Source organism: Burkholderia sp. AU45251, assembly GCF_030482905.1.
In the GTDB taxonomy this organism is placed as follows: Bacteria; Pseudomonadota; Gammaproteobacteria; order Burkholderiales; family Burkholderiaceae; genus Burkholderia; species Burkholderia aenigmatica.
Genome location: NZ_JAUJQH010000039.1, coordinates 1 through 15,627, shown reverse-complemented (window position 1 = coordinate 15,627; position 15,627 = coordinate 1). Strand labels below are relative to the sequence as shown.

Sequence of the window (15,627 nt, the reverse complement as noted above, 5' to 3'; positions counted from 1 at the left end):
CACGGTTTGAACGCAATGCTCCAATCACGGTTCGGGCGCCGCGCGCGCCAAGGCTGGATGCTCGCGTGTGCATTCACGGCAGCGCTGCTGCTCGCCGGATGCGACAACGCGCCGAAATTCCAGAATCTCGACATCACCGGCAACACGCAGTTCGGCAGCGACTTCTCGCTGCCCGATACGGCCGGCAAGGTGCGTACGCTTGCCGACTTCAAGGGCAAGGCGGTCGTGATGTTCTTCGGCTACACGCACTGCCCGGACGTGTGTCCGACGACGATGGCCGAGCTGTCCGAAGCGTTGAAGCAGCTGGGGCCGGATGCCGCGAAGCGCGTGCAGGTGCTGTTCGTCACCGTCGACCCGGAGCGTGACACGCCGGCGCTGCTCGGCCAGTACGTGCCCGCGTTCGATCCGTCGTTCATCGGCCTGCGGCCGGCCGACGAAGCGGCGCTGAAGAAGGTCACGAAGGATTTCCGCGTGTACTACGCGAAGGTGCCCGGCAAGACGCCCGGCAGCTACACGATGGATCACACCGCCGCGAGCTACGTGTTCGACCGCGACGGCAAGCTGCGCCTGTTCGTGCGCGACGGCCAGGGCCCCGGCCCGTGGGTCCACGACCTGAAGCTGCTGGTCGACTGACCGGCAGCCGCCGGGCGCCCGGCCCGGCGATCACGTGACGGCCGCCACGCGCCGTCACGCTTTTCCTCTTTCCTCGTTGTTTGCATGCGCCGCCCGTCAGGCGGCGTGTCGGCCTGCGCGCGCATCGCGCAGGCGTCGCGTTACGGCAGCGCGGGCACGTTGAAGCCGGATGCGGCGCGCGTGATCCGGAATTCCGTCACGCGATACGTGGCGATCCCTTCGGTGACGAACGGATCCGTGTTCAGGATCGCGTCCAGCTCGTCGCGATCGATGCGGGCCGCGAGGATCACGCCGCCTTCGCGCGGCACCTTCGGCCCGGCCGCGATGAAGATGCCCTTGTCGAACTGCGGCTGCAGAAAGGCGCGATGGCGTTCGAGCGCATCGTCGATGCGTTCGAGCGATGCGGTGTAGTGAATATCGATGACGTACATGGATGGCCCCCGGAATGGTGCCGGCTCTTCGTGTGCCGGCTAGCCGGTCTTTTTAGCACAGCGGATGCGGGCTGTCGCGCCGGCGGTCGGGGTGTAGGGGCGTGCCGATCGTCGGTTCGCGGCGCCTGCGCGTATTCAAGTTGTAAGCCTCGATGCCGTAAATAAAAGGGCAAGCGTTTGCGCGCGGCAGGCCGTTCGCGCGCAGCGTGCGCATCGACATCGACAAAGGCACGCAGATGAGCAGAATGAGTTTGAACCGCAAGCTGTGGCTCGCGCTTGCGCTGGTATGGATCGGTCTCCTGGGCGTCGGCGCATGGAGCGCGTACGAGACGCGCGCGACGATGCTGGCCGAACGCAAGGCAGGCATCGCGAATCTCGTCGACTCGGCGGCCGGCATCGTGAAGGCGTATCACGCACTCGCGCAGAGCGGCACGCTGCCTGAGGCCGACGCGAAGCGCGACGCGCTCGCGAGCCTCGCCGCGATGCGCTACGGCGATTCGGGCTACGTGTTCGTGATGGACTCGAAGCCGGTCGTGCTGATGCATCCGACGCTGCCGAAGCTGGTCGGCACGCAGGTCGGCGATTATCTCGACCCGGACGGCAAGCCGCTGTTCGTCACGATCCTGAACGCGGCGAAGGAAACCGGCAGTGGCTTCGCCGAGTACCGCGGGCGCCTGCCGCACAGCGAGACCGCCGTGCCGAAGATCAGCTACGTCACGCGCTTCGCGCCGTGGGACTGGAACATCTCGAGCGGCGTCTTCCTGAAGGACATCGACACCATCTACTACCGGACGCTGCTCGGCCACCTCGCGGTCGTGTTCGTGATCGGCTTCGTGATCAGCGCGGCGATGCTGGTGATCATCCGCAACGTGCGCAGCAGCCTCGGCGGCGAGCCGGACGAAGCGGCCGCGCTCGCGGCACGCATCGCGCAGGGCGACCTGACGCAGCCGGTGCCGGTGCGTGCGGGCGACCGCACGAGCATGATGGCCACGATGCACGACATGCAGGCACGGCTGCAGGCGACGATCGGCGGGATTCGCCAGTCGGCTGGATCGATCGCGTCGGCGAGCCGCCAGATCTCGGCCGGCAACGACGACCTGTCGCAGCGCACCGAGGAGCAGGCCGCGTCGCTGGAAGAAACCGCCGCGAGCATGGAGCAGCTGACCGCGACGGTGAAGCAGAACGCCGACAACGCGCGGCAGGCGAGCGGGCTGGCGAACAGCGCATCGGAGATCGCGCGCACGGGGAGCGACGTCGTGAACCGCGTGATCGGCACAATGGGCCAGATCGACGACAGCTCGCGCAAGATCGCCGACATCATCGGCGTGATCGAAGGCATCGCGTTCCAGACCAACATCCTCGCGCTGAACGCTGCAGTTGAAGCCGCCCGCGCGGGCGAGCAGGGCCGCGGCTTCGCGGTGGTCGCGGGCGAAGTGCGCTCGCTCGCGCAGCGCAGCGCGACGGCGTCGAAGGAGATCCGCGAGCTGATCGTCGACTCGGTCGAGCGCGTGCGCAACGGGTCGACGCTGGTCGGCCAGGCCGGCACGACGATGGGCGAGATCCTGCAGGCCGTCGCGCGCGTGACCGACATCATGGGCGAGATCGCGGCTGCGTCCGAGGAGCAGGCGAGCGGCATCACGCAGGTCGGGCGCGCGGTCACGCAGATGGACCAGGTGACGCAGCAGAACGCGGCGCTCGTCGAGGAGGCCGCCGCCGCCGCCGCGTCGCTGCAGGAACAGGCCGCGCGGCTGCGCGACGCGGTCGGCGCATTCCGGGTTGGCGGGCAGGTGGGCGAACCTGCATTCGATACGAAGGTGGCCGGTCAGGCGGCGGTGGTGTGACGCCCCCAGGCTGACGCGCGATTCGCATGAACGCAACTAACGGCCGAGTCGCGTAACCTCCGCCAGCACCGCTGCGGTGCATACCCATATGAGCGGGATGTATTTCACTTCCCGCCGATCCTGTGACACCATTTGCCCCTTCCAGCGAGTCGGGGCATACCCGTATCGCGCCCCATTTCAGTCAAGCAAGAAAGCGAGAAACAGATGAAGCGTCGCAGTCTCCTGAAGGTATTTTCCGTGCTGGCCACCGGCGCAGCGCTGACGCTGTCGGCAGGCGCGCACGCCGAAGACAAGGTGATCAAGGTCGGCACGGTCGCCGGCCCGGATTCGGAAGTGTGGCAGCTCGTGCAGAAGGTTGCGAAGGAGAAGGAAGGCCTGAACGTGAAGGTCGTCGAGTTCAACGACTATGTGCAGCCGAACGCGGCGCTCGACGCGGGCGACCTCGACGCGAACAGCTTCCAGCACCAGCCCTACCTCGACAGCCAGGTGAAGCAGCGCGGCTACAAGCTGGTCACCGCGGGCCTGACCTACATCTCGCCGATGGGCGTGTACTCGAAGAAGTTCAAGGCGCTGAAGGACCTGCCGCAAGGCGCGAAGATCGCGGTGCCGAACGATCCGTCGAACGAGAACCGTGCGCTGCTGCTGCTGCAGACGCAGGGCCTGATCAAGCTGAAGGCGGGCGCCGGTACGGGCGGTAACAACGCGACGGTGCTCGACATCGCCGACAACCCGAAGAAGCTGAAGATCTCCGAACTCGACGCCGCGCAACTGCCGCGCGTGCTGTCGGACGTCGACGCGGCCGTGGTCAACACGAACTACGCGCTCGCCGCGAACCTGCAGCCGACCAAGGACGCAATCGCGCTCGAATCGCTGACGAGCCCGTACGCGAACGTGATCGCCGTGCGCGCGAAGGACAAGGACCAGCCGTGGGTGAAGAAGCTGGTCAAGGCGTACCAGTCGCCGGAAGTGAAGGAATTCATCAAGAAGCAGTTCAAGGGCTCGATGGTCGCGTCGTTCTGAACGCCGCACACCGGTCGTCCCGCTGAACGAAAAGGGCCTGCATCGCAGGCCCTTTTTCATTTCACCATGACTCCAGCACCGAACTTTGCTGGACTACGCCGAAGCCCGATACAGCAGGTTTATCAATAACTTAGGCGAGTCCAACATATGCCGGTGCTTTCCGAAACCTGACCCGGCTTCCCCTCTGATGGCCCCTACATGGCTCTTGGGAATCGGGTCTTTCCGAGGAGTCATCGTGGCAAAACTCAAGCTCACCAAGTCCGCAGTCGATGCGGCACAACCCCAGGCGCAGGCCGTCGAACTCCGGGACACGCTGGTGCCCGGCTTCCTGTGCAAGGTTACACCAGCGGGCCGCAAGGTGTTCATGCTCCAGTACCGCACGAACGCTGGCGAGCGGCGCAAGCCCGCCCTGGGCCTGTACGGGGAACTGACCGTCGAGCAGGCCCGCTCGCTGGCCCAGGAATGGCTGGCCGAGGTGCGCCGGGGCGGCGACCCCAGCGCGGCCAAGGCCGCCGCCCGTTCAGCCCCCACGGTCAAGGAGCTGTGTACCAAGTTCATGGAGGATTACTCCAAGCAGCGCAACAAGCCCAGCACCCAGCGCGGGTATCAGGCCGTCATCGACCGCTGCATCGTTCCGATGCTGGGCCGTTTGAAGGTCCAGGACGTGAAGCGCCCGGACGTGGCCACGGCGATGAAGAAGATGGCGCACAAGCCGGCCGAGGCCAACCGTGCTTTCAGCGTGATGCGCAAGATGTTCAACCTGGCCGAGGTGTGGGGCCACCGGCCTGACGGCACCAACCCCTGCCGCCACGTCCCGATGTACCCCAACGGCAAGGCCACCCACCTCATCAGCGACGAGGACATGGGCAAGCTGTTTCGGCGACTGGAGCACATCGAAGCCGAGGGTCTGGAGAACTACGTCATCCCGCTGGCGATCCGCCTTCAATTCGAGTTCGCCGGCCGCCGCTCCGAAATCGTGACGCTCCGATGGGATTGGGTGGACCTGGACAACCGCCGCGTGGTCTGGCCGGACAGCAAGACGGGCGGCATGTCCAAGCCCATGAGCGAGGAAGCCTATCGACTGCTCTCGACGGCGCCACGGCAGGAAGGCACTCCCTATGTGCTGCCGTCTCCAAGCCATCCCGGCAAGCACCTGACCACGGGCGAGTATTACGGCGGCTGGAGCCGCGCCCTCAAGGCGGCGGGCGCCACGCACGTCGGCACGCATGGCATCCGCCACCGCTCCGCGACCGACATTGCCAACTCGGGCATCCCGGTCAAGGTCGGCATGGCGCTGACGGCGCACAAGACCGTGGCGATGTTCATGCGCTACGTCCACACCGAGGACGATCCGGTGCGCAAGGCGGCCGAGCTGGTGGCGAACCGGCGCAAGACGATCACCGAGGCGCAGCGGCCTGCGGAGGTGGCTGCATGACCAAGAAGGCGCCTGCGATGGCGGGAGTCGCACCCGCCGCCGTGCCTGCCGGCTACGCCGGCATCCACGGCGGCATCGTGGATCTGCTCGATGCCGCGCGCCAGACGGCAGCGCGCAGCGTCAATGCGCTGATGACGGCCAGCTACTGGGAGATTGGCCGCCGCATCGTGGAGGCCGAGCAACAGGGCAAGCGGCGCGCGGGTTATGGCGAGCAGTTGATCGAGCGGCTGGCAAGCGACCTCACCCAGCAGTTCGGCCGTGGCTTCAGCCGTCAGAACCTGCAGCAGATGCGGTCGTTTTTTCTGACCCGGCCAATTCGCCAGACAGTGTCTGGCGAATCTTCCCCGGAGCCAGTGCGGCCTTGGCGGCTGGACGAGCTGGCGCAGGTCTTCACGCTGCCGTGGTCGGCCTATGTGCGGCTGTTGTCGGTCAAGGACGAGCATGCGCGCCAGTTCTATGAAGCCGAGGCCTTGCGCGGCGGCTGGAGCGTGCGCCAGTTGGATCGGCAGATCGGCAGCCAGTTCTACGAGCGCACGGCGCTGTCGAAAAACAAGGCGGCGATGCTGGCCAAGGGCGCGGTGGCCAAGCCCGAAGATGCCGTCGCGCCCGGCGATGCCATCAAAGACCCCTATGTGCTGGAGTTCCTCGACCTCAAGGACGAGTATTCGGAGTCCGATCTGGAGGCCGCCTTGATCCGGCGGCTGGAAGACTTCCTGCTCGAATTGGGTGAAGGGTTCACCTTCATTGGACGGCAGCGGCGCTTGCGCATCGACCAGACCTGGTATCGGGTGGACTTGCTGCTGTTCCATCGCAAGTTACGCTGCCTGGTCATCATCGACCTGAAGCTGGGGAGTCTGACGCATGCGGACGTGGGCCAGATGCACATGTACTGCAACTATGCCAAGGAACACTGGGCCTATCCCGAGGAGAACCCGCCGGTGGGGCTGATTCTTTGTGCCGACAAGGGGCTCGCCCTGGCGCGGTATGCGCTGGAGGGCTTACCCACCAAGGTCATGGCGGCGAACTACCGGATGGTTCTGCCGGATACCGATGTGCTGCAAAAGGAACTGGAAAGCACGCGGCTCTTGCTGGAGTCTCGCGGAACGATTCGTCCCAAGACGTGGAAGCGGTAGACACACCTGCGGAGCTATACGCCTGTTTGGAGATTGGGCAGAACCTCAGTCTGTAGTCGGTTTTACGGCTTTCTTCCGTGAGGAGGAAGAAGGCAACGACGGCAAACATTCAAACAAACGTTCCGCATAGACGAATCCCATCCGCCTTACTGCGTCCTGATCGAAATACAGTAGCCATGCGGCAAGTAGCGCCAGCGAAATGAGCAATGTCAAGCCTGCGGCAAGCCCTGGATCGGCAAGGTGCACCAAGTCAAATTGGAGAGGTGCTACCTGCAAAATCTTTGCAATCAACAATCCGTAGACGACGCCCATGAGGCACGACAGGATACCGACAGGCTTCATCGCCAGCATGTTGCGATGAAATCCATAGGCGATGTTCTCTTTCAGCAAGAGCTGCTTGTTGGAACGCGTGAGTTCGCGAAGCCGCTTAGTGGCACCGATGTAGATGTCGTCTGCCTTGTCTGGGTTTGCTGATTCTTCTTCTGCCGTTGGCATGGCGATACCCAACTTGGCAGTGATCGCCGTGTGATAACGCTGCTTGCTGACACCATCAAGGAACTTGTCGCGGTGGCGTAGTGCGATGGTCGTGGGCATGCCACCCCATTTTGAGACCAGCATCTCTTCAAGTTTTTTACCACGTCCGCGCGCTACGCTCGCGAGTGCATAGATAGCGCCGCAGCCGCCCAGCAGGCCGATCACACCTGTAAGCACAGGGTGCCGAGCCCCGTAGACGCACAACAGCGGCACCAGCACGGGTAAGGCCACAAGAAGGCCAGGGATAACACGTGCCTTGCGCTCGTAGGGGTCTTTGACCAGTTCAAAAATTGTTGTCATGTGAAGTCAGGCCTGTGCCGCCAAGGCGTCGATATAGGGTTGGATTTCATCGCGGTTTTTTAGCGTGATCTGCTGTGCGAGGGGGTCTGGTGCTTCCTTGGTATGCAAACCCAAACGTCTCAGCGTGTAGTACAGAAACGCTTGGCGGCATGGAAGTTTGACCTCTCCATCTTCCATGCCGTAGTCCAACTCTAAGACTCGTTTCTTGGCTGCAGGCAAATCGGGATGCGGTGCAAGTACCAGCGTCAATACAGTTTGCCAATGCGAATCTTGGTTGGAGTCCACTTGGGTCGCCTCGAAGCCATCGATGCGCAGGATTCGAGCAAGGACGAAATCGCTGAAGCGCTGGCGCTTGTGGCAAAACGCGCGCATGTGCCAGCGAAAACCGTCATTGCCAAGGGCGTGGGGAGACAGCAAGCGAACCGATTCATCCAACGACGTCATGGACTGGTAGCTCACCAGAATGGATTCCTGCTGGCGGATTGCGCGCACCACTGCTTCGACGGTCTGCTCATTGATCGTGCGCCAAGGGGACGGGGCCCAATCTGTCTCCGGCGCGGAGCCGATGAAGCTGGCCGTCGGCTCGACAATTCCCATCTTTGTCGCTAGCAGTTCTGCTAGATAGCGTTGCGCCGAGCTTCGTTGGTAAAGCGGGTGAAAACTCTGCGCTGCCGTGTAGGTCTTGGAGCTGCGGTCGTAAGTCAGGTTGCTCGGCGCCAACTCCATGTACTTGGAAATGTCCAGCGATGCCTGCGGGACCGAAATACCAAAGTGCTCGGTGAGATCCATCCGGTTGATGCGCCGCTCCCAGCGCAGACGGAAATCGATGAATTGAAGTCTGCTCTCCAGCCCCCAACTTAGCCCCTTAGGCTCAGCAGGTTCGGCGGCAGGAACGGAAGGTTTTTGCATCAGTCACGCCTAAAAAGTAGACGGATATAAAAAATCGTCGTACATTAACTATACGCGATCATCCTTCGGTCGTCTACCCGGAGACCCCAGTGCCTACAACCATCACGTTTTTTCCCGTCGACAACGGGGACATGACCCTCATCAAGTTCGGCGATCTCGACGCGACGACTCTGCTGATCGACGTAAACATCAGGCAAGACGCCGACGACCCTGACGGGGAGGCGCGCGATGTCGCCAAGGATTTGCGCGAACGACTGAAGAAGGATGAGAACGGCAGGCCGTATGTCGATGCGTTCCTGCTGAGCCACCCGGATCAAGACCATTGCCGAGGGTTGAAGCGACACTTCTACCTAGGGCCACTCGACAAGTACCCGGACGACAAGAAGGACGACAAGGACAAGAAAATCGTGATCCGCGAGATGTGGTCGTCCCCGATCGTGTTTCGACGCGCCAGCAAGACGCACACCTTGAGCGACGACGCCAAGGCATTCAACACGGAGGCGCGTCGGCGCGTGCAACTGAACCGTGACAAGAATTTCGCCGTCGGGAACGGTGACCGCATTCAGATCATGGGCGAGGACATCGACGGAAAAACCGATGATCTCACTTCGATTGTGCGGAAGGTGGACACGCGCTTTTCAACGATCAATGGCAAGAGTTCCGCATTCTTTTCTGCGTTTCTTTTGGCTCCACTGGACGCCCAGGATGACGAGGAAGAGGAAGAGTGCCTGGTCAAGAACCAGTCCAGCGTTATTCTGAACATCACGTTGGCGGCTGACGCGCAGACGCCGGATGGTGCGAAATTCCTTACTGGTGGCGATGCTGAGGTGTTCATCTGGAACCGCCAGTGGCAACGCCACAAGGCTGAAGCAGATGTGCTTGAGTACGACATCATGCAGGCGCCTCATCATTGTTCCTGGCATTCGCTGTCCTATGACAGCTGGTCCGACTACCGTGAAAAAGCCAAGCTCGATGCTGATGCTCGCAAGGCGCTTTCGCAGACCCGTGACGGCGCCGTCATCGTCGCCAGCTGCAAGCCGATTGCAGATGATGACAGCGATCCGCCCTGCATCCGTGCGAAGCGTGAGTACGTGACGATCGTGGACGAAGCAAAAGGCGAGTTCTACTGCACAGGCGAGTACCCCAGCGAAAAGTCCGTGGAACCGCTCGTTTTCACCGTAACCGCTCAGGGTGTGCAACCTCCCTCGAAGAAGGAGTCCGGATCGAAGGCCGCTGCCGTGGTGACCTCTGCGCGCACCCCCATGCCGCACGGAGCATCATGACGGGCACCATCGCAGACGCACTGCATCAACTTCAGCGGCATCGAGGCCTTATCCGCGTTGGCGAGCCAAGGACAACTGGTGCATCGACGGAGATTGAAGTCGATGTTGCGGTCCAACTGCCGAACAGGTCTCGGCGCAATGGTATCTCTGAGACCGGAGTGCGCACCGTCGAGACGTGCGTGCTGGTATTCGGTAGTGACTGGCCCCTGTCTGCACCCGAGCCCTTCTTACGTGCGGACTTCCCGCTCAACTTGCCGCACATCAACCCCCATCGCCAAGGCGAGTTAGTCTCGCCGTGCCTATTCGAAGGGTCGTTGAACGAGCTGCTGCATCGGTTTGGCCTGGACGCCGTTGTCGATCAGTTGATCGACTGGCTGCACAAGGCCGCGGCCGGAACACTCCTGGACCTGGAGCAGGGGTGGGAACCAACGCGCCGAGACAGCTGTCCTTCGACCGTTGTATTCAGTGCCGAGAAGGTCGCGGCCGCCGCTCCCGCTGACGGCACGATTCTGGTGGTTCCCGCAGGCTACGTGACGATCGATGGCGGTCTGTACGCCATCATCAACGCCGAACTGACCGCACAAGTCGATCCTGTGTTTTATCAGGATGTTCACAACGACAAGCTGGGCAAATGGGGGAACGGCCATGCCGCGGCCTTCATCGCGCGCGCTCCGATGACCGACGGCCTCCCGCATGTGATCGGACGCTATCAACCAGAGACAGTTGTCGATCTCGCGACGCTGCTCGATCGAGCAGCGGAGCTTGGTATTGATCGCGACGCTTTGGCCCAGGAAGTGGACGGTTATTTCGGACGCTCAATCCTGGATATGCGACAGGACTCGCATGGCTGGGTGCATGGTTTGTACGCGATTGTGATTCTGGCTGTGCAAAGGCCAGCGTCGCTTGTGGGCTCGCCAGGGAGGAGTGTCGAGGTATTGCCCTATGTGGTGCGCTATGAACTCAACGCTCAATCGCTCCTGGAGCGTAACGCCACGGTTCACCCGGCCTTTCACGCGCATGCGTTGTCTCCTGAACTGCTGGCAAGGACGTCCGGCATTCCATACGCAGCCACATCACAGCCGCTGGTCGTGCTCGGCTGCGGAAGCGTGGGATCGAAAGTCGCGATGCAACTGGGGCGAGCGGGCTTTGGTTCGATGACTTTCGTCGACAACGAACCCATGTCGCCTCACAACGCCGCGCGGCATGCACTCATTGAGCGGGCATCAGTTCTGGTTCCGCCTCGGAAGTCGGCGCTGATGAAGACAGCCTTTGAATCGCTGTCGCATCTTCAATCGCGAGCGTTCGACACCGACGCAGTGACTCTTTTGGTCGATCCGGAACAGTTTGCGGCAACCGTTCCGCAGGATGCGGCCCTCATCGTGGATGCGACGGCGTCACTTCAGGTGCTGGCTGCAGAAACACAATCGGCAGCGTTGGATCAATCCCCAGCCCGATTGGCACGGATCGCGATGTATGGTCAGGGGCGCTGTGTGGCGGTATTGCTCGAAGGAGCTGGCCGTGCCGGCCGAGTTGACGACCTCACGGCGTTCTTGTTCGAGTGCTGCCGGTTTGCACCGGAACTGCGTGCGTCGATTGCCGGCGAGACGTCTGAGCCGACTCGGATTTTCGTGGGTGACAACTGTCATTCGCTGACGATGCCTATGTCTGACGCCGTTGTTTCGCGGTCGACGTCACTGGCCGGCCTGCAACTGGAACGATGGCTCGTTGATGGGCTTCCGAAGGAAGCGACGCTTTGCGCCGGAATCTCAGATGCCGAAGGCCTTGGAATGGCATGGACCCGCGCCAGCCTTGGCCCGACCACTGCGCTTGAAGTCGCAGACGATGGTGGCTGGAACATTCGGGTCCTGTCCCCAGTTGCGCAAGCAATCCATGCTGATGCGCTGCGCTGGGGTGCTCTGGAAACAGGCGGCGCCTTGATCGGCCGCATCTCGTTTGAAAATCGAACCATCACCATTGCAGGCCTTGTTGAGGCACCGCCTGACAGTGTTCGAGAGGCCGCCCGCTTCGTCCTCGGAACCAACGGGCTTGTTCAAAATTTGCGCGCCGCAAACGCGGCCTCTTTGGGGTATCTCGCCTTTATAGGAACGTGGCACAGCCACCCGAAAGGCGGCGCACATTCGGGTATCGACCGAAATACATTGCGCGGCATCGCCGAGGATGCTGGCGGCCTTCCGGCCGTGTCGTTGGTATGGACTCCGACAGGACTCACGTGTGCGGTGGATCGCTGGTAGGTGCAAAGCCACCGGCACTTTGTTGGCATAAAACAAGAGGGATGTATGGCTGACTACTTCGAGATCGACTTTCTTGGCGTCGAAACAGCGAAAAGCGGGGACGCGATCACGCTGCGCTACTCGGTGAATGGCACCGAGGGCGTGCACGTTGTTGACGGTGGGTATCTGGATACGGGTGATCAGATAGTCGAGCATCTGAAGACGTACTATGGAACAACAGTCATCGACCATGTGATCCTCACGCACCCAGATCGCGATCACGCCAACGGACTACGAAAAGTCCTGGAGCAATGCACGGTCAGGAATCTTTGGATCAACCGGCCGTGGATATACGCGGACCAGTTGATCGATCGCTTTGAGACCTATGAATCGGTTGAAGCCCTGCGACGGAAGTTGCGCTCAATCTACGATGCCACGGCAATTCTTGAGGATATTGCGGTGGAGAAGGGAATTCCAATCCATGCCCCCCTTCAGGGGCAGAGCATCGGTCCGTTCGCGGTCATGGCACCTACCCTGGGGCGCTACTTGGACCTGATCGTGGACTCCGCGAAGACACCGGAAGCTGTCGAAGAAAGTGCTTTTGATAGCGCGCTGAGCAGCATATTCCGGGCAGTGAAGGCCGCGACCGCCTACATCAAGTCCCTGTGGGGCGAGGAATATTTCCCGCCTGAGCCGACCAGTCGTGAGAATGAAATGAGTGTGGTGCAGTCGGCTGTCTTGAACGGTCATCGCGTCATGCTTACTGGCGATGCCGGGCGTGAAGCACTGCAGGAGGTGATCGACTACGCACCTTTCGTGGGACTCGCGCTGCCAGGTATTCGGTATTTCCAAGTGCCCCATCACGGCGGGCGACACAACGTTTCGACCGAAGTCTTGGATCAACTGCTCGGCCCACGGTTGAACAGTATGCCGGACAAGCACCATTGGAATGCCATATGCAGTTCTGCCAAGGCGGATGAGGATCATCCGCGGAAGTCGGTGATTCGCGCCGTATTGCACCGGGGTGGGCACTGGGCGGCAACTGAAAGCCAGAACATACGCATCGGGGCAGGCATCACCCGCGATGGCTGGGTGCCGATTCCCCAGGCGGCGTATCCGGAAGATCAAGAAAATTGACAGCGCCTGAAGGCCAGCACCACTTTTCAACTGCCTGCTGACAACTTGGCCTGCATCCCGACGTTCCTTCGTCGGGCTCATGGGCTGCGCCCCGAGCTTCGTGCCGAATCGCAGTCATCCGGCTTCAAGCCCGGACGCTCTGATCTGGACTGACGCTTCGGACCTGCGCGCTACGCTTGTCAATACCGGGGTGGCTGCGTGGTGAGGTGTGGCGGCTTGCTGTTCCCTTCATCGTGCCACGGCGTGCTCGCCGTCAATGACTGCGCACCTTCGGCGCTTGCGGCCTGGCGGCCGTCTTCGATCTTTGACTGCTTGCGCTGCGCCGTGCCCTGCAAGGGCTGGGCAATTCCGCCCGGTAACCTTACAGGAGTTCACCATGAACCACGCATTCATCACGGACGAGCAGCGCATCGTGCTGCTGGCCAACGGCCGCGAATCCTTGGAGAACCCGGACTTCGATCCGGCCCCAGTGGTCAAGCTGTTCACGCCGGATGCCGGCGCGACCTGGCTGCTGACCGAGATTGATCCCGATGACCACGATCACGCCTTCGGTCTTTGCGACCTGGGCCTAGGGATGCCGGAAATCGGCTGGGTCAGTCTTTCCGAACTGGCGACCGTGCGCGGGCGGCTGGGCTTGCCGGTAGAGCGGGATCTGCACTTTCGTGCCGAGAAGCGGCTGAGCGCCTATGCGCGCGATGCGCGGCTGGCGGGGCGTGTCGTTGTCTGACCTGGTTCTGGGGCGCCGCAAGGCGCTCCTGAGCGTTCTCAATCATTTCAGGAGGTCAAGGCCATGAGCAGCCACCACGACTACATCCTCGAAATCACGGCAGAGCATGATGCGTTCAAGCCGTTCCCACCGGAGAACGGCCAGCCCTTGCGCTTTGCGCTCGGCGACGCGGTGATCTATACCAACGGGTTTGGCGCACAGTTCCGGTGCCGCGTCACCGGGTTTTATCGTCCCAGCGGACTTTCGGGCCTGTACGCGCGCGGTGCGCGCTACCTGCTGGACTCGTCATCGCCGTGGATGCCGGTGTCGGAAGCCAGCCTGCGCCCCGACGACCCGGCCTGATGCCTTCGCGCCCCTGGCGGGGCGCTACGCGCTGCGCTTGCCTCCAGGGGAAAGCCCTGCGGGCTATCCCCGCCGCGCAGGCTTGGCGCCCCTCTCGCGCAGCGAACCGGCTGGTGCCGGATCGCTCCCTTCATGCCGGACATTACGATGGCACTTCGGGCGTGGGTGTGTCGGGTTCGTAGTCGCCCAGCCACTCGAAGAGACGTTCGATATCGCAGTCCAGCTGGTTCAGCGTGGCCTGGGCCATTGCGTACCAGGTGGTGCCGTCGTCCGTTTCTTCGGAGGCGGACAGCAGGACGTTGAGCTGTGCGCGCCGTCCCAGCAGGCGCTGCATCTCGTTGCCTACCGTCTTGCGGTCGGTGGTCCAGATGAGGGTCGGCAGAAAGATGCCAGGCCCTTCTGCTCCAGGCGCAGGCGTTCCGGGTTGCATGGGATCGCTCATGGTGGTTCTCCAGAAGGTGGAGATTCCACGGTAGGCATTGGCCCGTGACCGGGCCACTCGAAATTCGCGCTATTTCGGGGGGATTTCGGGATCAGCGCCGATCGGCCGTGGCGCAGTCATGCGGGCGGGCTGCCTTTGAGCCGGTGCTTACCAGGGCTTCCAGCGCCGCTGGGGTGTTTGCGGCACGGCGCCGAGCAATTGGATCGGCGGCAGTGCATGGGGCGCATTGTTCCTGGGGAAGCGCCGGCGCACTTCGCATTCCAGTTCGTGCGCGAGGCCGCGTGCGTCCTTCTCGCCGCGCAGTGCCCGTTGCCGCCAGTCTCGGGCCTGGGCCATCAGTTCATCGTCTTGTAGGGCTCGTATGTCCATGCCATTGCCATTTTGCCGATGGCTGGGTGGGTAGCTGTCCACGGGGATTTCATTGAAGTCATGTGGGCGTCCCCGGCCACCTGGGAGATGGCCGGTCGCGCTCTCGTGCTAGCGCATCGAGCCGCCTGCGGCGTCTCGCCCCCTTCGGGCTTCGATCGTTCCCTCACTCCGTTCGGCTGACGCCTCCGGCCCGGCTTCCAGCTTCGAGCCTGCGCGCTTCGCTTGCCGTGCGGTCGGCTTGTGGGATGGCCGTTGCCATGTCCAGTCCTCTTCCCTGACTTCATCACCTTGTCCGCGACTGTAGCCCGCGGCCGTGTGCCGTCAAGGCGCGCAGGGCCGTGTCCTCGGCTGCGCCTGCGGGCCGCCCCACCCTGCGCTTGTTTCCTTGACGGCCCCCGTCCGCGCGCTCCCTTTCGTCGCGGGCGATGAACTCAGGAAAGACGGTGGCAACAGGGCCAACCGGGTTCCTCGCGCCGACCGCACCGAACAGCCGAAAGGCTGGGCTTCGAATCTTGGAATCCGGTGTGCGGTTTTCTTCAACAGCCTTTTTGTTCAGGAGAAAGACCATGCAACTCGCATCCCGCTTCGCTTCCCATTCCCCCGCATTGCGCAGCGACTCCCCGCTGTCCGATGACCAGATCCGCCGCGTGGCCCCGTCCATCTTCGCGGATGCCCCCCATGAAAGCCGTTCCGAGCGGTACAGCTACATCCCCACCGCCGCCGTGCTGACCGAGTGAGCGTGAGCACGTAAATCGATGGGGCAATGAGCAACATAAATGATGTTCGAGGGACGAAGTAAAACGGGAGCGATGAAGCTCCCGTTGTCGTTTCAGAATGGCTCGTCAATGCTCTGGTGTGGC

The 15,627-nt window shown here is 62.4% G+C and carries 17 protein-coding genes; 11 read left to right on the top strand and 6 right to left on the bottom strand.

Annotation, left to right across the window (positions count from 1 at the left end):
• Window positions 1–15 precede the first annotated feature (15 nt).
• Window positions 16–633 (top strand): SCO family protein, encoded by a 618-nt coding sequence (locus QZM67_RS37270; protein WP_043187233.1) that lies wholly within the window; start codon window positions 16–18, stop codon window positions 631–633.
• A gap of 140 nt (window positions 634–773) precedes the next feature.
• Here QZM67_RS37270 and QZM67_RS37265 read toward each other — a convergent pair whose 3' ends face one another.
• Window positions 774–1,064, bottom strand: a complete 291-nt coding sequence (locus tag QZM67_RS37265; RefSeq protein ID WP_301811034.1) for a YciI family protein — start codon at window positions 1,062–1,064, stop codon at window positions 774–776.
• Window positions 1,065–1,116: 52 nt separating this feature from the next.
• Window positions 1,117–1,326, bottom strand: coding sequence for a hypothetical protein (locus tag QZM67_RS37260; RefSeq protein WP_301811031.1), 210 nt, complete (start codon window positions 1,324–1,326; stop codon window positions 1,117–1,119).
• On the opposite strand from QZM67_RS37260, the gene QZM67_RS37255 reads away from it, so the two are divergent.
• The 4 genes from QZM67_RS37255 (at window position 1,301) to QZM67_RS37240 (ending at window position 6,493) form a co-directional block, all read left to right on the top strand.
• Window positions 1,301–2,905, top strand: coding sequence for a methyl-accepting chemotaxis protein (locus QZM67_RS37255; RefSeq protein WP_301811030.1), 1,605 nt, complete (start codon window positions 1,301–1,303; stop codon window positions 2,903–2,905). The two genes, QZM67_RS37260 and QZM67_RS37255, sit on opposite strands and share 26 nt — an antisense overlap.
• A 204-nt stretch (window positions 2,906–3,109) precedes the next feature.
• Window positions 3,110–3,925 (top strand): MetQ/NlpA family ABC transporter substrate-binding protein, encoded by an 816-nt coding sequence (locus tag QZM67_RS37250; protein WP_175026190.1) that lies wholly within the window; start codon window positions 3,110–3,112, stop codon window positions 3,923–3,925.
• Between the two features lie 235 nt (window positions 3,926–4,160).
• Window positions 4,161–5,360 (top strand): site-specific integrase, encoded by a 1,200-nt coding sequence (locus QZM67_RS37245; protein ID WP_003056225.1) that lies wholly within the window; start codon window positions 4,161–4,163, stop codon window positions 5,358–5,360.
• Entirely contained in the window at window positions 5,357–6,493 is a 1,137-nt protein-coding gene (locus QZM67_RS37240; protein WP_003056224.1) for a YhcG family protein, read from the top strand. Before QZM67_RS37245 ends, QZM67_RS37240 begins: the two co-directional genes overlap by 4 nt.
• A 45-nt stretch (window positions 6,494–6,538) precedes the next feature.
• Here the strand turns inward: QZM67_RS37240 and QZM67_RS37235 are convergent, their stop codons facing one another.
• Together QZM67_RS37235 and QZM67_RS37230 are read right to left on the bottom strand one after the other, a co-directional pair.
• Window positions 6,539–7,327 carry a hypothetical protein gene (locus tag QZM67_RS37235; protein ID WP_003056223.1) on the bottom strand — a complete coding sequence of 263 codons (789 nt, stop codon included), beginning with the start codon at window positions 7,325–7,327 and terminating at the stop codon, window positions 6,539–6,541.
• A gap of 6 nt (window positions 7,328–7,333) precedes the next feature.
• Window positions 7,334–8,236 carry a WYL domain-containing protein gene (locus QZM67_RS37230; RefSeq protein ID WP_003056222.1) on the bottom strand — a complete coding sequence of 301 codons (903 nt, stop codon included), beginning with the start codon at window positions 8,234–8,236 and terminating at the stop codon, window positions 7,334–7,336.
• Window positions 8,237–8,325: 89 nt separating this feature from the next.
• Here QZM67_RS37230 and QZM67_RS37225 point away from each other — a divergent pair, with 89 nt between their 5' ends.
• From QZM67_RS37225 to QZM67_RS37205, 5 genes are all read left to right on the top strand, one after another.
• A complete protein-coding gene (locus QZM67_RS37225) occupies window positions 8,326–9,519 on the top strand; it encodes a hypothetical protein (RefSeq protein ID WP_003056221.1) in 1,194 nt (397 codons plus the stop codon).
• Window positions 9,516–11,771 (top strand): ThiF family adenylyltransferase, encoded by a 2,256-nt coding sequence (locus QZM67_RS37220; RefSeq protein ID WP_011517546.1) that lies wholly within the window; start codon window positions 9,516–9,518, stop codon window positions 11,769–11,771. Before QZM67_RS37225 ends, QZM67_RS37220 begins: the two co-directional genes overlap by 4 nt.
• A 45-nt stretch (window positions 11,772–11,816) precedes the next feature.
• A complete protein-coding gene (locus QZM67_RS37215) occupies window positions 11,817–12,887 on the top strand; it encodes a hypothetical protein (RefSeq protein ID WP_003056219.1) in 1,071 nt (356 codons plus the stop codon).
• 376 nt (window positions 12,888–13,263) lie between these two features.
• Window positions 13,264–13,614, top strand: a complete 351-nt coding sequence (locus QZM67_RS37210) for a DUF2958 domain-containing protein (protein WP_003056217.1) — start codon at window positions 13,264–13,266, stop codon at window positions 13,612–13,614.
• A gap of 63 nt (window positions 13,615–13,677) precedes the next feature.
• The gene (locus tag QZM67_RS37205) at window positions 13,678–13,956 is read left to right on the top strand and encodes a hypothetical protein (RefSeq protein WP_021027902.1); all 279 of its coding nucleotides are present in this window, start codon (window positions 13,678–13,680) and stop codon (window positions 13,954–13,956) included.
• Window positions 13,957–14,098: 142 nt separating this feature from the next.
• Here the strand turns inward: QZM67_RS37205 and QZM67_RS37200 are convergent, their stop codons facing one another.
• On the bottom strand, window positions 14,099–14,398 hold the full coding sequence (locus tag QZM67_RS37200; protein ID WP_003056213.1) for a hypothetical protein: 300 nt from the start codon (window positions 14,396–14,398) through the stop codon (window positions 14,099–14,101).
• A gap of 147 nt (window positions 14,399–14,545) precedes the next feature.
• Window positions 14,546–14,809 (bottom strand): hypothetical protein, encoded by a 264-nt coding sequence (locus tag QZM67_RS37195; protein WP_012204589.1) that lies wholly within the window; start codon window positions 14,807–14,809, stop codon window positions 14,546–14,548.
• A 524-nt stretch (window positions 14,810–15,333) separates the two neighbouring features.
• Here QZM67_RS37195 and QZM67_RS37190 point away from each other — a divergent pair.
• Complete coding sequence (locus QZM67_RS37190; protein WP_301811055.1) at window positions 15,334–15,504, top strand: hypothetical protein; 171 nt, start codon at window positions 15,334–15,336, stop codon at window positions 15,502–15,504.
• Window positions 15,505–15,627 lie beyond the last annotated feature (123 nt).

Coding starts and splice junctions, on each gene's coding strand:
- QZM67_RS37255 (WP_301811030.1), top strand. CDS start 1,301: ATGAGCAGAATGAGTTTGAACCGCAAGCTGTGGCTCGCGCTTGCGCTG.
- QZM67_RS37215 (WP_003056219.1), top strand. CDS start 11,817: ATGGCTGACTACTTCGAGATCGACTTTCTTGGCGTCGAAACAGCGAAA.
- QZM67_RS37230 (WP_003056222.1), bottom strand. CDS start 8,236: ATGCAAAAACCTTCCGTTCCTGCCGCCGAACCTGCTGAGCCTAAGGGG.
- QZM67_RS37220 (WP_011517546.1), top strand. CDS start 9,516: ATGACGGGCACCATCGCAGACGCACTGCATCAACTTCAGCGGCATCGA.
- QZM67_RS37200 (WP_003056213.1), bottom strand. CDS start 14,398: ATGAGCGATCCCATGCAACCCGGAACGCCTGCGCCTGGAGCAGAAGGG.
- QZM67_RS37235 (WP_003056223.1), bottom strand. CDS start 7,327: ATGACAACAATTTTTGAACTGGTCAAAGACCCCTACGAGCGCAAGGCA.
- QZM67_RS37210 (WP_003056217.1), top strand. CDS start 13,264: ATGAACCACGCATTCATCACGGACGAGCAGCGCATCGTGCTGCTGGCC.
- QZM67_RS37270 (WP_043187233.1), top strand. CDS start 16: ATGCTCCAATCACGGTTCGGGCGCCGCGCGCGCCAAGGCTGGATGCTC.
- QZM67_RS37250 (WP_175026190.1), top strand. CDS start 3,110: ATGAAGCGTCGCAGTCTCCTGAAGGTATTTTCCGTGCTGGCCACCGGC.
- QZM67_RS37240 (WP_003056224.1), top strand. CDS start 5,357: ATGACCAAGAAGGCGCCTGCGATGGCGGGAGTCGCACCCGCCGCCGTG.
- QZM67_RS37265 (WP_301811034.1), bottom strand. CDS start 1,064: ATGTACGTCATCGATATTCACTACACCGCATCGCTCGAACGCATCGAC.
- QZM67_RS37205 (WP_021027902.1), top strand. CDS start 13,678: ATGAGCAGCCACCACGACTACATCCTCGAAATCACGGCAGAGCATGAT.
- QZM67_RS37190 (WP_301811055.1), top strand. CDS start 15,334: ATGCAACTCGCATCCCGCTTCGCTTCCCATTCCCCCGCATTGCGCAGC.